Source organism: Rugamonas sp. FW305-51, from assembly GCF_058786935.1.
The window spans coordinates 1-15,895 of the sequence record NZ_JBYSZG010000062.1; the positions used below are offsets into that span (position 1 = coordinate 1).

The window sequence follows — 15,895 nt, forward strand, 5'->3', positions numbered from 1 at the left end:
CGCCACTCCATCTTGCTCTCGATCGAGCTTTCATGCACGGGGGCGAGAAATCCTTCCTCATGAACGGTTACGTCCCCCATTTTTTGTCGGCATGCCGATCAAATTGGGGAAAATGGGGTACGTCCCCATTTTTGCGTTTGGGCGGATTTGGGATGGCGGGAGGCGGTGTAAATTTGTTCCTCAATGGAAGATGATGGCGTATGCTAAGCGCCGTTTTGTACTATCTCTACCATTTTTCGAACAGGAAACGAATATGACGCTACGCCTACGCCTCATTCTTGCCCCGCTGGCCGCCGCCGTGGCCCTGGCCTGCGCACCGCTGGGCGCCAGCTACGCCGCCGCGCCAACCGCCCAGGCCATCCAGGCCGTGCCGGCCGCCAGCCCGGCCGCCGTCCGCCAGCAATTGCTGGCCCTGGCCGATGCCTACTATCAGGCGACGGCCCGCTTCGAACCCATCGGTGCGACGGAGAATGGCGATAACCGCTACGACGACCAGCTGGGCATGAGCATCGCGCCCGCCGTGCGCGCCAAGCAGTTCGCGCTCTACCGCCAGTACAGCAAGCAACTGGCCGCCATTCCACGCGCCCAGCTGGATCGGGCCGACCGCATCAATTACGACATCCTGGCCTATGAACTGCACGGCCTGCTGGCGATGGAGAAATTCCCCGAGCATTTGCTGCCGATTAACCAGATGGACAGCGTACCCGTGATGCTGGCCAACTATGCGGGCGGCGAGGCGTCGCAGCCCATCGCCACCGTCGCCCAGTATGATGCCTACCTGAGCCGCGTATCCCAGCTGCCGGCCTGGATAGACCAGGCCATCGCCAACATGCGCGTGGGCATGCGCAAGGGTGTAACCCAGCCCAAGGCCATCATGGTAGCGGCCCTGCCCCAGTTCCAGAAACTGGTGAGCGCTACGCCGGAAAGCAATATCTTCTACACGCCCATCACCAAGCTGCCCGCTGCCTTCTCCGATGCGGACAAGCAACGCCTGACGGCTGCCTACCGCAGCACGGTGGCCGACCAGGTGATGCCGGCCCTGGCTCGCCTGGCAACCTTCCTGGACAAGCAATACATCCCGGCCTGCCGCACCACGACCGGCCTCGGCAAACTGCCGGACGGCATGGCCTGGTATCAGGCCCGTGTCGCCAACGCGACCACAACGTCGCTCAACCCCGAGCAAATCCATGCCATCGGCCTGCGTGAAGTGGCGTCCATCCAGCACCAGTTCGAACTGCTGGGCCCGAAACTGGGCTATACCGGCCCCGCGTCCGGCCTGCCCGTGTGGGTGTCGCAGCAGGACAAGTTCCGTCCGTTCAAGACGGAGGAGGAAGTGCAAGCCGTCTACCATAAGCTAAACGACGTGCTCGACACCAAGCTGCCGCAGCTGTTCACGCTGGTGCCCAAGGCCAAGCTGGACCTGCGCCTGGAGCCGGAGCTGAGCCGCGCCACGGCATCGGACCACTACACAGCCCCGGCCGGCGACGGTTCCCGCCCCGGCGTGTTCTGGTCCGTCGTCAACGATCCGACCAAGTACGGCAGCACGGGCATGACGACGCTGTTCCTGCACGAAGGCAAGCCTGGCCACCATTTCCACATCGCCCTGATGCAGGAACTGAACTTGCCGGACTTCCGCAAATACGGCGGCAACAATGCCTACACGGAAGGCTGGGCCCTGTATGCGGAAACGCTGGGCAAGGAAATGGGCTTGTTTGACGATCCGGCCCAATACTTCGGCCACCTGAACGATGCCCTGCTGCGCGCCGTACGCCTGGTGGTGGACACCGGCATGCACGCCAAGGGCTGGACGCGCGAACAAAGCATCCAGTACATGCGCGAAACGCTAGGTTACGACGAAGTGGCCAAGAGCGAGACGGAACGCTACATGGCCTGGCCGGCCCAGGCCCTCGGTTACCGGATCGGCATGCTGAAGATCGTCGAGCTGCGCCAGCGCGCGGCGGCGGCCCTGGGCGACAAGTTCAGCCTGCCGAAGTTCCACGAGGCCGTGCTGGGCGACGGCACGCTGCCGCTGGCCCTGCTGGAACAAAAGATCGACAACTGGATCGCGGCCCAGAAGCAGGCGCAAAACTAAGCAGACGGTCGAACACGTCCGTCAGAACCGGGGACCGGTGACGCACAGGAACTTGCCGTTCCCGCTGCGCCGCCGCTCCCCGGTTTTTTTATTGAAATAGAAATGCCAGCCGGCAGGCAGCCATTACCAGCGCACGCGACCCGTCAGAATATCGCGGAACATGGCCCAGTCGCCCAGCAGGCTGTAGAGGGGATAGGTGAATGTAGCGGGCCGGTTATGTTCGAAAAAGAAATGACCTAGCCACGCGAAGCCGTAACCGATCACCGGCAGCGACCACAGGAGCGCCAGCTGGCCGCTGGCGGCGCTGATGCCCACCATCAGGATAATCAGGCTGGAACCGATGAAATGCAGCCGGCGGCAAATTGCATTGCTATGTTCGCTTAAATAGTAGGGATAGAATTCCCGGAAAGTCTTATATCGCGCTTGCGGCAATTCGGCTTCCATTTACCCCCCGGTGTTTGTATCACTTTTTGAGTGACGCCAGTTCGCATCCGCTTCCACGCCCGCCGCGCCAAGGACAATCTTGTCCAGATCGCAGGGTGCGGGCGATCATGCGGTAAATCCTAGCATGAATACGGCGGGGTTGGGCATGGACGCGATGATCCTGTGTTGACCGGGCATCGACGCCGCCCTGGCATGGCGGCTATTGCGGGGAAGCGCTCTGGCGCGGTATCGCTTGCGGCAAAGCCTCCTTCAAGCCGCCGCCCCGCAGCAGGTTGGGCCCGCCCGGCCCCGTGTTGCCGCCCGGCGTTAAACGCGACACCGGCGAGCGCCGCGCGCCGGCGGCGAAGTCGCTGGGCCGGTTCAATCCTGTGGCGACCACGGTCACCCGCATGGCGTCCCCCAGCGCATCGTCGAAGACGGCACCGAATTTGATGATGGCGTCGTCGCCGACCTGCCCGCAGATCACGTTCATCACCTGTTTTGTCTCACGCAATTTCAGTGTTTCCTCGGATGCGGTGATGTTGACCAGCAAGCCACGTGCGGCCTGCAGGTTGGAGCCATCGAGCAGTGGGCAGGCGATGGCCTCCTCGGCCGCCTTGACGGCACGGTCTTCACCGCTGTGCTGGGCAGAACCCATCATCGCGATGCCGGTTTGGCGCATGACCGTGCGCACGTCTTCGAAGTCGACATTGATCATGCCGGGCACAGTAATGATTTCCGCGATGCCGGCCACCGCCTTGCTCAACACTTCGTCGGCGGCCGCGAACGCCTGCTTCTGCGTGATATCGTCGCCCAATACTTCCTCCAGACGGCTATTGAGAACGATAACGAGCGAGTCGACACATTTCGCCAGCATGGCGATGCCCTCTTCCGCCACCCGCATGCGCCGCGGGCCTTCGAACTCGAACGGCTTCGATACCACGCCGACCGTCAGGATGCCCATTTCGCGTGCCACTTCGGCCACCACCGGCGCCGCACCGGTGCCGGTGCCGCCGCCCATGCCGGCAGTGAGGAACACCATATTGGCCCCCTTGAGCGCGTCGGCAATGACGGTGCGTTCGCGCAGGGCGTTTTCGCGACCGACGATCGGGTCGCTGCCCGCGCCGAGGCCGCTCTCGCCCAGCTGGATCCGTTTTTCGACGCGGGCGATGGACAGCGCCTGCGCATCCGTATTGGCGCAGATGAATTCGAACGAGGCCAGTCCGGCCAGCGCCATATGGTTGACCGTGTTGCCGCCGGCACCGCCAATACCGATGACTTTGATGACCGTCTCAGGCTGCGTATGTTTGTGCTCTAACAAGGAAGACTCCTATTAATGGGTTGCGCAAGGCCAGCCCTGCCATCGGGCGATGCTGGCCACTGCCGAATCCATTAGCCTACTTGCTGAGGCGCGCACGATACAGCGGATAAAGGTTTCATTCGCAAGCATTTGTAATATTGCGTGCAATTTACTGAGTGCAATTACGGCGACATGCGTTCACCGCCCCCGCCCCATCCCCGGAGGTCGTGACATCAAGCAAGCAGTTGCGGTGGTCCAGCCACTCAATCTCGCTTGCGGCATTTCAACTTCCAGTTACACCCCTGGCTGATGGTCTGACTTCTGGAAATCGCTCCGTTTCACATCCATTCCCATGGCCGATTCTTCCTGCACTACCGTTTCAAGGTCGGATTCATCGCCCAGCACGTATATCTTCTGCTCCCGTAATACCTGCAGAATAAATCCCTGCTGTTCGCGCAGCCGGCGCCGGAAATCGGGGATCGAATATAAATTGGGATTAATTTTACGACGCAATAAACGCTCAGCCACCGGCAGGCGCGATAACAATTCGCCATAGCTGGTGTTATCGCCGATTAAGAGCAATTCGACCGGGGTATCCAGTGCTTCCTGTTCCTTGGCGGTCGCGCCATAAACAAAGGCGACGGTCAGCACTTTATGCAGGGGCGCCAGCGCCGCGTGCAGGACGCTGACCAGTCCAAAACTCTTCTTTACCAGGCTGCTTAATTCACCATAGACCGGGGACTCCTTGTTCGGGCGGAATTGGCGCACATTGCCGATCCGCTCGGAGACGATCAGGCCCGCATCGTTGAGGCGCTTCAATTCACGCTGCGCGGAGGCGCTGCCCAGCCCCGTCAGCCGCATGATCTCGTTCAGGTGGTAGCCCTGGTTGACACGCACAAACAGCAAGCCGAGCAGTTTCTGCTGGGCGGGTGTGAAGAGGGCTTGAGCAATCATGCGCCAAATCCTAGCACGAATAGACCGGGACTTGGCATGGAATCGATAACATTATGGCCACGCGCACGCGCGCTCGCCCATGGGACGCCACATTTTCAGGATGGGAAGAGAGGAAGCGACACGGCGGGGGCGTGGAGACCCGGCCGGGCGGCGCCGCGCAGCCCGCTTCGATCCACGTCGCCGAGCACGCTGAGCAAGTCGCCAAGGTTGTAAAACATGCCATATTTTGGCATGTATGGAAGGCGGCACAAGGCCGGCCCGGCTGCCGGCAGTCGATAGCCGCCACCCGGCGTCAAATGGACGGCGCTTAACGGCCGGCCGGCTTGCCGTTGTCCGGTTCCAGCAGCAACGTGCGGATATCGTTATAAATCAGTTCCGGCTGGAGAAACGCGGCATTATATATTTCGCGGATATTCCCATTGCGGTCGAATAAATACAGTTTCAGCAGGTGATAATAAAGGCGGCCCGGTTTTCCCTGTTTATCGCGCTGCACCTGCACCGGCTGGTCCAGGCTGGCCAATATGGGCTGCAAATCCGCCACGGCGCGCGTGGTGAGAAAATCCCAATGCAACAGATTCGCGCTGGCGGCCAACGGCCCGCCATAGCGCTGCATCATTTCCGGCGTGTCATTACTGGGATCAAATGAAATACTGACGAAGCGCACCTTGCGCGCCAATGCCGGCGTGGCCAGCAATCTGGCCCGGACATTATTCAAGGTGGAGAATAACAAGGGACAGCCGACGGGGTCGGTGCAATAGGTGTACATGAAATTGAGCAGCGTGATTCGCTCCTCTGTATATGGCGCCAGGGGTACGCTGCGGCCATCGCCGGCCAGCACGGTGCCGGCCGGCCCTTTTTGTATGACGGGCAGATAATAACTGCCGGGGGCCGGCACGAATAAATAGGGTGCCGCCTGGGCCGTGCTGGCGGCGGCCCAGGAAAGCAAGACTACACTAGCGCAATGTCGCCACATTATCCGGCGCGCTCGCGGTGAATTTCATGTGATGCGGCCGCCCCAGTTTTTCCTTGTAAAAATCGATCTTCCATTGTTCCTTGAGTTCCTGGCCATCCCAGTGATACAGCTTGAGGAAGTGGTCGTCATTGCCCAGGTCCCAATGCTCGAGCAGGCTGGTGGTGATATAGACGCGCTTGCCGTCCCAGCTTTGGCTCACCATATTCACATGCTTGCCCGTCACCTTTTCATAGACCTGGCGCGGCGCTTCCGGCTTGCTCAAGTCGAACAGGCGGGTCTTGCCGTCCATGAAAGTATTGACCCAGAGGCGCTTGCCGTCGGCCGCGATCGACATATCGACCGGCAGCGGGGTCTTGGCCGGGTCGCCGATGGGTCCCACGTCGTAGGCCTGCCACTGGCCGCTGGCATCGGGCTTGACCAGCCATAGCTTCGAGGTGAGGGCCGTAGCCGTGATGGCCCAGTTGTCCCCTTCGGCCAGCGACCAGCGCACTTCCAGTGGCGCGCCTGGGGTGCTGAAGATCTGGCGCGGCTGCATGGCCTTGAAGTCCCACAGCACCATCGTGTTGCCAAATTTCTTCATCGCGACGGGATCGGCGATTAACTTGTCCAGATCCGTGCGGTAGTTGCGGTATCCCGTGAAGCTGGTGCTGAGCATGGCGTTGCGGCCCGGGTTGATGGCCAGGTCATAACCGTAGCCGTCGCCCTGCACCTGGCCGATCTTGCCGGTGGGGATGGCATAGCTGGCCACCTTGTCGCCCTTGTTGTTGTACACCACCATGCCGGTGGCCCCGCCCATGTCGTGCTCATTGGACAGGTAGCCCACCAGCATGCGGCCCGGCAAGGCATAGAAGGTATGGGGACCGACATAGCCTTGTTTGCCTTCCAGCGTCTTCAGCAGGCGCGGGTGGGCCGGGTCGCTGGCCACGTCGAACACGAAGATCTTGCTGTCCTGCAGGCGGCCGGCCCACAGGTATTTGCGGTCGTCCGTGAAGCCCATGTGGTGGGCGTCGCCGCGCCCGCCCACGGACAAGCTCGACACCACCTTGCCATACCGGGGCGAGGCGGGATTGACGGCGATGGTGACCAGCTTGTCGCTGCCGTCCCCCATGCCGGCAATGCCCAGGGTCCAGACGTGGATGTAGTCTTCCTGGCCCTTGATCAGGTTGGCCATGTAGGGGGAATTGCAGGTTTCATCGGCGCCGGCGGGGCCGGCCAGCAGGCAGGCGAGGCCGAAGCAAAGGGTGGACAGCAGTTTCATGGGTCACTCCGTCAGGGTAGAGACATCCGAGCTTAGCTGTATCAAATGAGTAATCTTTGATATTTATTAATAGTACGTCATTTCTTTCCTGCGCGTCGCTACACTGGCGCAACGTATGGGCGAAAAAAAAAACGGCACCCGAAGGTGCCGTTCTGTATGCCGCGAAGGTCGATTACGCTTCGTCGCTGTGCGGGCTGACCTGTTCGGTCGGTTCCGCTTCGACGCTGGCGGCCATCGAGGCCTTTTCTGCCAGCAGCAGTGCCTGACGCTCTTCCACTTCCCACGCTTCCTTCTCTTTGCGTGCGCGGTGGAAGGCCAGACCCGTACCGCCAGGAATCAGGCGGCCGACGATGACGTTCTCTTTCAGGCCGCGCAGACCGTCGCGCTTGCCCATGATCGCCGCTTCCGTCAGCACGCGGGTGGTTTCCTGGAACGATGCGGCCGAGATGAAGGAGTCGGTCGACAGCGATGCCTTGGTAATACCCAGCAGCACGTTTTCGTACGTTGCAGGGATCTTGCCTTCGGCCGTCACGCGGTCGTTCTCGTCCAGCAGCTCGGAGCGCTCGACCTGCTCGCCCACGATGTAGTTGGTGTCGCCGGCGTTGACGATCTGTACCCGACGCAGCATCTGGCGCACGATCACTTCGATGTGCTTGTCGTTGATCTTCACGCCCTGCAGACGGTACACGTCCTGCACTTCGTCGACGATGTAACGGGCCAGCGCTTCGATACCGAGCAGGCGCAGGATGTCTTGCGGATCGGCCGGGCCGTCCACGATCATCTCGCCCTTGTTCACCACCTGGCCGTCGTGCACCAGTACTTGCTTGTCCTTGGTGATCAGGAACTCGTGCTTGTTGCCGTCCATGTCCGTGATTTCCAGACGCTGCTTACCCTTGGTTTCTTTACCGAAGGCGACGGTACCCGTCACTTCGGCCAGCATACCGGCGTCCTTCGGCGAACGGGCTTCGAACAGCTCGGCCACGCGTGGCAGACCACCGGTAATGTCGCGGGTCTTCTGCGATTCGGTCGGGATACGTGCCAGCACTTCACCGACCGACACTGCCTGGCCGTCTTTCACCATGATCAGCGCGCCGACCTGGAAGCCGATCGCCACCGAGTGTTCGGTGCCGGCGATCTTCACTTCTTCGTTGGCGTCGTTCAGCAGTTTCACTTGCGGACGCATGGTCTTGGTCAGCGAACCGCGACGCTTGGCGTCGATCACCACCAGGGTAGCCAGGCCGGTCACTTCGTCCACCTGACGGGCCACGGTCACGCCTTCTTCCACATTCTCGAAACGCACGATACCGGCGTATTCGGTAATGATAGGACGGGTCAGCGGATCCCAGGTCGCCAGGGCCGTGCCGGCCTTGATGACCATGCCATCCTTGACGATCAGGGTGGCGCCGTACGGCACCTTGTGACGCTCGCGCTCACGGCCGTGGTCGTCGGTAATCAGCACTTCGCCGGAACGGGAAATGACGATCTGCGCGCCCTTGCCGTTGGTGACGTAACGCATGGTCGAGGTGAAGCGGATGGTACCGTTGGACTTCGCTTCCACCGACGATGCCACTGCCGCACGCGACGCCGCACCACCGATGTGGAAGGTACGCATGGTCAGCTGGGTACCCGGCTCACCGATCGACTGCGCCGCCACCACACCGACTGCTTCGCCGGCGTTGACCAGCATGCCGCGGCCCAGGTCGCGGCCGTAGCACTTGGCGCACAGGCCGAAGCGCGTGTCGCAGGTCAGCGGGGTGCGGACCTTGACTTCGTCGATCGACAGACGCTCGATCTCTTCGACCATGTCCTCGTCCATCAGGGTGCCCGCTTCGTACAGGGTTTCCTGGGTTTCAGGATTGACCACGTCGTTCACCACCACGCGGCCCAGGATACGGTCGCGCAGGGCTTCGATCACTTCACCACCCTCGACCATCGCCTTCATCAGCGTGCCGTTGGTCGTGCCGCAATCGTCCTCGATCACCACCAGATCCTGGGTCACGTCCACCAGACGGCGGGTCAGGTAACCGGAGTTTGCCGTCTTCAGCGCCGTGTCGGCCAGACCCTTACGGGCGCCGTGGGTCGAAATAAAGTACTGCAACACGTTCAAGCCTTCGCGGAAGTTCGCGGTAATCGGCGTTTCGATAATCGAACCGTCAGGCTTGGCCATCAGACCGCGCATACCGGCCAGCTGGCGAATCTGGGCTGCCGAACCGCGGGCGCCCGAGTCGGCCATCATGTAAATCGCGTTGAACGATTCCTGGGTCGATTTGGTGCCGTCACGCTTGATGACGTCTTCCACTTTCAGCTGGTCCATCATGGCCTTGCCGACTTCGTCCGAAGTCTTGCCCCAGATGTCGACCACCTTGTTGTAGCGCTCGCCCGCGGTCACCAGACCGGAAGCGTACTGCTGTTCGATCTGCTTGACTTCCGATTCGGCCGTCGAGATCAGCGTCACCTTCTGTGGCGGCACCAGCATGTCGTCCACGCAGATCGAGATACCGGCGCGCGTTGCCAGGCGGAAGCCCGACTGCATCAGCTGGTCGGCGAACACGACGGTGGCGCGCAGGCCGCACTTGCGGAACGAGGTGTTGATCAGGCGCGAAATCTCTTTCTTCTTCAGGGCGCGGTTCAGCACGCTGAACGGCAGGCCCTTCGGCAGGATCTCGGACAGGATGGCGCGGCCGACCGTGGTCTCGTAACGGGTCACGGTGCGGACGAACTCGCCCGTCGCCGGATCTTTTGGATTCTCAACGATACGTACCGTGATACGGGTGGTCAGTTCCACTTCCTTGTTGTCGTAGGCACGGATGACTTCCGACACGTCAGGGAACAGCATACCTTCGTTCTTGGCGTTGATCGCCTCGCGGGTCGCGTAGTACAGACCGAGCACGATATCCTGCGACGGCACGATCGACGGTTCGCCGTTCGATGGGAACAGGATGTTGTTCGACGCCAGCATCAGGGTGCGCGCTTCCATCTGCGCTTCGATCGACAGTGGCACGTGGACTGCCATCTGGTCACCGTCGAAGTCGGCGTTGAATGCGGCGCAGACCAGCGGGTGCAGCTGGATCGCCTTGCCTTCAATCAGGACCGGCTCGAACGCCTGGATACCGAGGCGGTGCAGCGTCGGTGCACGGTTGAGCATGATCGGATGTTCGCGGATCACGTCTTCCAGGATGTCCCACACCACCGGCTCCTGGATCTCGACCAGCTTCTTGGCGGCCTTGATCGTGGTCGCCAGGCCCATCAGTTCGAGCTTGTTGAAGATGAAGGGCTTGAACAGTTCCAGCGCCATCAGTTTCGGCAGACCGCACTGGTGCAGTTTGAGCTGCGGACCCACCACGATGACGGAACGGCCCGAGTAGTCGACGCGCTTACCGAGCAAGTTCTGACGGAAGCGGCCGCCCTTACCCTTGATCATTTCAGCCAGCGATTTGAGCGGACGCTTGTTGGCGCCGGTCATCGCTTTGCCGCGACGGCCGTTGTCCAGCAGCGAGTCGACCGCTTCCTGCAGCATGCGCTTTTCGTTGCGCGTGATGATCTCTGGAGCGCGCAGCTCCATCAGACGTTTCAGGCGGTTGTTACGGTTGATGACGCGGCGATACAGGTCGTTCAGGTCGGAGGTCGCGAAGCGGCCGCCGTCCAGCGGTACCAGTGGGCGCAGTTCCGGCGGCAGCACCGGCAGCACTTCCATGATCATCCACTCAGGCTTGATGCCCGAACGCTGGAACGCTTCCAGCACTTTCAGGCGCTTGGCGTATTTCTTGATCTTCGCTTCGGACTTCGATTCCTTCAGTTCCACGCGCAGCGTCTCGGCATCGCGGTGGATGTCGATCGAGCGCAGCAGTTCACGGATACCTTCGGCGCCCATGAAGGCGGTGAAGTCGTCGCCGTACTCTTCGTACTTGGCGGCGTAGTCGTCTTCCGACATGATCTGGCACTTTTTCAGCGGGGTCATGCCGGGATCGGTCACCACGTAGGCTTCGAAGTACAGCACGCGCTCGATGTCGCGCAGCGTCATGTCCAGCACCATGCCCAGGCGCGATGGCAGCGACTTCAGGAACCAGATGTGGGCGGTCGGCGAAGCCAGTTCGATGTGGCCCATGCGCTCGCGGCGCACCTTGGCCAGCGTCACTTCCACGCCGCACTTCTCGCAGATCACGCCGCGGTGCTTCAGGCGCTTGTACTTGCCGCACAGGCACTCGTAGTCCTTGATGGGGCCAAAGATCTTGGCGCAGAACAGGCCGTCGCGCTCAGGCTTGAAGGTGCGGTAGTTGATGGTTTCCGGCTTCTTGACTTCGCCGTAGGACCACGAACGGATTTTTTCAGGCGAGGCGAGACCGATCTTGATCGCGTCAAAGGTCTCGTTCGTCTGTACTTGCTTGAATAGATCGAGCAGTGCTTTCATGTATCACTCCAGAGGTGATTAAATTTCGTATTCCCTGAGACACCATTGCCCGGCGTGGTTTCCCAGCCGGGCGTTGTGGTGCTCAAAACCAAATGACAGTCGGTGCTGCGCTGTCGTTTAGTTGCGTTCGAGGTCGATGTCGATACCCAGCGAACGGATTTCCTTGACCAGCACGTTGAACGATTCAGGCATACCGGCGTCGATCACGTGGTCACCCTTGACCAGGTTTTCGTACACTTTGGTACGGCCGTTCACGTCGTCCGACTTGACGGTCAGCATTTCCTGCAGCACGTACGAGGCGCCGTACGCTTCCAGTGCCCACACCTCCATCTCACCGAAGCGCTGGCCACCGAACTGGGCTTTACCGCCCAGCGGCTGTTGCGTCACCAGCGAGTAAGGACCGGTGGAACGGGCGTGCATCTTGTCGTCGACCAGGTGGTGCAGTTTCAGCATGTGCATCACGCCCACGGTGACCTTGCGCTCGAACGCTTCGCCGGTGCGGCCGTCGTACATGGTGACCTGGTTCTTGGACGGGGTCATGCCCAGCTTGGCGGCGATGTCGTCCGGATAGGCCAGGTCCAGCATGCGGCGGATTTCCGACTCGTGCGCACCGTCGAACACGGGGGTCGCGAACGGCACACCCTTCTTCAGGTTATGCGCCAGCTTCATGATCTCTTCGTCGTCGAACTGGGTCAGGTCTTCGCCGCGGCCGTTCTCGTTGTAGACCGTGCCGAGGAACTTGCGCATCTCTTCGGCCTTGATATGCTGCTGCAGCATTTCGTCGATACGGATGCCCAGGCCCTTGGCGGCCCAGCCCAGGTGGGTCTCGAGAATCTGACCCACGTTCATACGCGATGGCACACCCAGCGGGTTCAGCACCACGTCGGCCGGCGTACCGTCGGCCATGTACGGCATGTCTTCCACCGGCACGATGCGGGAAACCACACCCTTGTTACCGTGACGGCCTGCCATCTTGTCGCCCGACTGCAGGCGGCGCTTGACGGCCAGGTAGACCTTGACCATCTTCTGCACGCCAGGCTGCAGCTCGTCGCCTTGCGTCAGCTTCTTGCGCTTCTCTTCGAAGGCCAGGTCGAACTGGTGGCGCTTCTCGTTGATCGATTCCTTGATCGCTTCCAGCGCCGTGGCGGCGGTGTCGTCGGCCGGGCGGATGTCGAACCAGTGGTAGCGGTCCAGATCGGCCAGGTATTCCTTGGTGATCTTGGCGCCCTTGGCCAGCTTCTTCGGACCGCCGTTGACCACTTGGCCAATCAGCATCTTCTCCAGACGCTGGAAGGCGTCGCCTTCCACGATACGCATCTGGTCGTTCAGGTCCAGGCGGAAGCGTTTCAGTTCATCGTCGATGATCTGCTGGGCGCGCTTGTCGCGCACGATGCCTTCGCGGGTGAACACCTGGACGTCGATCACGGTGCCGATCATGCCCGAAGGCACGCGCAGCGACGTATCTTTCACGTCCGATGCTTTTTCGCCGAAGATGGCGCGCAGCAGCTTTTCCTCAGGCGTCAGCTGGGTCTCGCCCTTAGGCGTGACCTTGCCGACCAGCGTGTCGCCGGCCTGCACTTCGGCGCCGATGTAGACGATACCGGACTCGTCCAGACGGGCCAGCTGGTTTTCCGCCAGGTTCGAGATGTCGCGCGTGATTTCTTCCGCGCCCAGCTTGGTGTCGCGAGCGACCACGGACAGTTCTTCGATGTGGATCGAGGTGTAACGGTCGTCCTTGACGACGTTTTCCGAGATCAGGATCGAGTCCTCGAAGTTCAGACCATTCCATGGCATGAAGGCCACGGTCATGTTCTGGCCCAGTGCCAGCTCGCCCAGGTCGGTCGATGCGCCGTCGGCGATCACGTCGCGCTTGGCCACACGGTCGCCCACCTTGACGATAGGACGCTGGTTGATGTTGGTGTTCTGGTTGGAACGGGTGTACTTGATCAGGTTGTAGATGTCCACACCCACTTCACCCGCTTGTGCTTCGTCGTCGTTGACGCGAATCACGACGCGGCCGGCGTCGATGTAGTCCACCACGCCGCCGCGCAGCGCCTGCACGGTGGTGCCGGAGTCGACCGCCACGGTGCGTTCGATACCGGTACCGACCAGCGCCTTTTCAGGACGCAGGCAAGGCACGGCCTGGCGTTGCATGTTGGCACCCATCAGCGCGCGGTTCGCGTCATCGTGCTCGAGGAACGGAATCAGCGACGCCGCCACGGACACGATCTGGCCCGGGGCCACGTCCATGTACTGGATGCGCTCCGGCGACACCAGGATGGTTTCGCCGGCTTCACGGGCCGACACCAGCTCGTCGCACAGCTTGCCGTCATCGTTGATGGTGGCGTTGGCCTGGGCGATGATGTAGCGGCCTTCTTCGATGGCCGACAGGTAGTCGATCTGGTCGGTGATCTTGGAATCGGTGACCTTGCGGTACGGCGTTTCCAGGAAGCCGTATTCGTTCAGGCGGGCGTACAGTGCCAGCGAGTTGATCAGGCCGATGTTCGGGCCTTCAGGCGTTTCGATCGGGCACACGCGGCCGTAGTGGGTCGGGTGCACGTCGCGCACTTCGAAGCCGGCGCGTTCGCGCGTCAGACCGCCAGGGCCCAGGGCGGAAACACGGCGCTTGTGGGTGATTTCCGACAGCGGGTTGGTCTGGTCCATGAACTGCGACAGCTGCGACGAACCGAAGAACTCGCGGATAGCGGCCGAGATCGGCTTGGAGTTGATCAGGTCGTGCGGCATCAGGTTGTCCGCTTCGGCCTGGCCCAGGCGTTCCTTGACGGCGCGCTCGACGCGCACCAGGCCGGCGCGGAACTGGTTTTCCGCCAGTTCGCCCACGCAACGCACGCGGCGGTTGCCCAGGTGGTCGATATCGTCCACTTCGCCGCGGCCATTGCGCAGCTCGACGAGGATCTTGATCACGGCCAGCACGTCTTCGTTCGACAGCGTCATGGCGCCCGTCAGTTCGTCACGGCCGATGCGGCGGTTGAACTTCATGCGGCCCACGGCCGACAGGTCGTAACGGTCGGCGCTGTAGAACAGGCCGTTGAACAGGGCTTCCACCGAGTCTTCCGTTGGCGGTTCGCCAGGACGCATCATGCGGTAGATGGCCACGCGGGCGGCCATCTGGTCGGCCGTGTCGTCGATGCGCAGGGTCTGCGAAATGTAGGCGCCCTGGTCCAGGTCGTTCGTGTACAGGGTCTGGATGGCCGAAATGTTGGCTTCGCGCAGGCGGCCCAGCACGTCTTCGGTCAGCTCGTCGTTGGCGCTGGCCACCACTTCGCCCGTTTCCGGGTCGACGATGTTCTTGGCCAGCACACGGCCCAGCAGGTAGTCTTCAGGCACGGAGATGTGCTTGATGCCGGCCGCCTCGATGTCGCGCACGTGGCGCGCATTGATACGCTTGTCCTTGAGCACCAGCGTCTTGCCGGACTTGTCGACGATGTCGAAACGGGCCACTTCGCCACGCAGGCGCTCGGCGACGAATTCCATTTCCGCGCCTTCCGAGCGCAGGTTGAAATTGTCGAACACGAAGAAGTTGGCCAGGATCTGCTCGTGCGACATGCCGATCGCTTTCAGCAGGATCGTGACGGGCATCTTGCGGCGGCGGTCGACGCGGAAGAACAGGATGTCTTTCGGGTCGAACTCGAAGTCCAGCCACGAGCCGCGGTAAGGAATGATACGGGCCGAGAACAGCAGCTTGCCCGAGGAGTGGGTCTTGCCGCGGTCGTGCTCGAAGAACACGCCAGGGGAGCGGTGCAGCTGCGAAACGATGACGCGCTCGGTACCATTGATGACGAACGAACCGGTGGTGGTCATCAGGGGCAGTTCGCCCATGTAGACTTCCTGCTCCTTCATTTCCTTGACCACAGGCTTGGTCGGCGATTCCTTGTCCAGGATCACCAGGCGCACCTTGGCGCGCAGCGGCGAGGCGAACGTCAGGCCGCGCAGCTGGCATTCCTTGACGTCAAAGGCGGGGTCGCCCAGCACGTACGACAGGAACTCGAGGCGCGCAAAACCGTTGTGCGACACGATGGGGAAGATGGAGGTGAAGGCCGACTGCAGGCCGTCGTTCTTGCGCGCGGACGGTGCGACATCCTCTTGCAAGAAGCTGTGGTAGGACTCGAGCTGGGTAGCCAGCAGGAACGGAACGTGGTGAACGTTGGCGCGCTTCGCGAATGATTTGCGAATGCGTTTCTTCTCAGTAAATGAGTAGTGCATGGACACTCCGTGAGTGACAGAAAGGATAGAAAGTTCAGGTTTTGCTTGTATTTCAGCAGCGTCGGCTGCGTGTCACACAGACGAAACCTCAAGGCTCTACCATTTCCAGCTGATTCAATGAACTGCGTACTCCTGCAGCGTAGTAAAAACGCTACAAATACGACAAAGACGACAAAGGAGCCAAAGCCGGATTACCCCCTTTGCAGGGGGGAATCCGCAGCTTTGGCTCGTGGCGCTAACTAACTAGCCGCCGTACAACTTGA

The 15,895-nt window shown here is 61.3% G+C and carries 8 protein-coding genes; 1 reads left to right on the top strand and 7 read right to left on the bottom strand.

All coding sequences use genetic code 11. The features are described 5' to 3' along the window. Window positions 1-253: 253 nt before the first annotated feature. On the top strand, window positions 254-2,092 hold the full coding sequence (locus AC3WOS_RS26150; RefSeq protein ID WP_492719932.1) for a DUF885 domain-containing protein: 1,839 nt from the start codon (window positions 254-256) through the stop codon (window positions 2,090-2,092). A gap of 123 nt (window positions 2,093-2,215) precedes the next feature. Here AC3WOS_RS26150 and AC3WOS_RS26155 read toward each other — a convergent pair whose 3' ends face one another. The 7 genes from AC3WOS_RS26155 to rpoB all read right to left on the bottom strand — a co-directional run bounded on the left by AC3WOS_RS26155 (window position 2,216) and on the right by rpoB (window position 15,632). Next, on the bottom strand, window positions 2,216-2,536 hold the full coding sequence (locus AC3WOS_RS26155) for an Mpo1-like protein (RefSeq protein ID WP_492719934.1): 321 nt from the start codon (window positions 2,534-2,536) through the stop codon (window positions 2,216-2,218). A gap of 199 nt (window positions 2,537-2,735) precedes the next feature. After that, window positions 2,736-3,836, bottom strand: a complete 1,101-nt coding sequence (ftsZ, locus tag AC3WOS_RS26160; RefSeq protein WP_492719935.1) for a cell division protein FtsZ — start codon at window positions 3,834-3,836, stop codon at window positions 2,736-2,738. 273 nt (window positions 3,837-4,109) lie between these two features. Then, window positions 4,110-4,769: an ArsR family transcriptional regulator gene (locus tag AC3WOS_RS26165; protein ID WP_492719936.1), complete on the bottom strand. Its 660-nt coding sequence runs from the start codon at window positions 4,767-4,769 to the stop codon at window positions 4,110-4,112. Between the two features lie 307 nt (window positions 4,770-5,076). Then, entirely contained in the window at window positions 5,077-5,715 is a 639-nt protein-coding gene (locus AC3WOS_RS26170) for an SCO family protein (protein ID WP_492719938.1), read from the bottom strand. Between the two features lie 7 nt (window positions 5,716-5,722). Continuing rightward, window positions 5,723-7,000: a methanethiol oxidase gene (gene mtoX, locus AC3WOS_RS26175; protein ID WP_492719940.1), complete on the bottom strand. Its 1,278-nt coding sequence runs from the start codon at window positions 6,998-7,000 to the stop codon at window positions 5,723-5,725. 172 nt (window positions 7,001-7,172) lie between these two features. Next, window positions 7,173-11,408: a DNA-directed RNA polymerase subunit beta' gene (gene rpoC, locus AC3WOS_RS26180; protein WP_492719942.1), complete on the bottom strand. Its 4,236-nt coding sequence runs from the start codon at window positions 11,406-11,408 to the stop codon at window positions 7,173-7,175. Window positions 11,409-11,525: 117 nt separating this feature from the next. Then, window positions 11,526-15,632, bottom strand: a complete 4,107-nt coding sequence (gene rpoB / locus AC3WOS_RS26185; RefSeq protein WP_492719944.1) for a DNA-directed RNA polymerase subunit beta — start codon at window positions 15,630-15,632, stop codon at window positions 11,526-11,528. Window positions 15,633-15,895 lie beyond the last annotated feature (263 nt).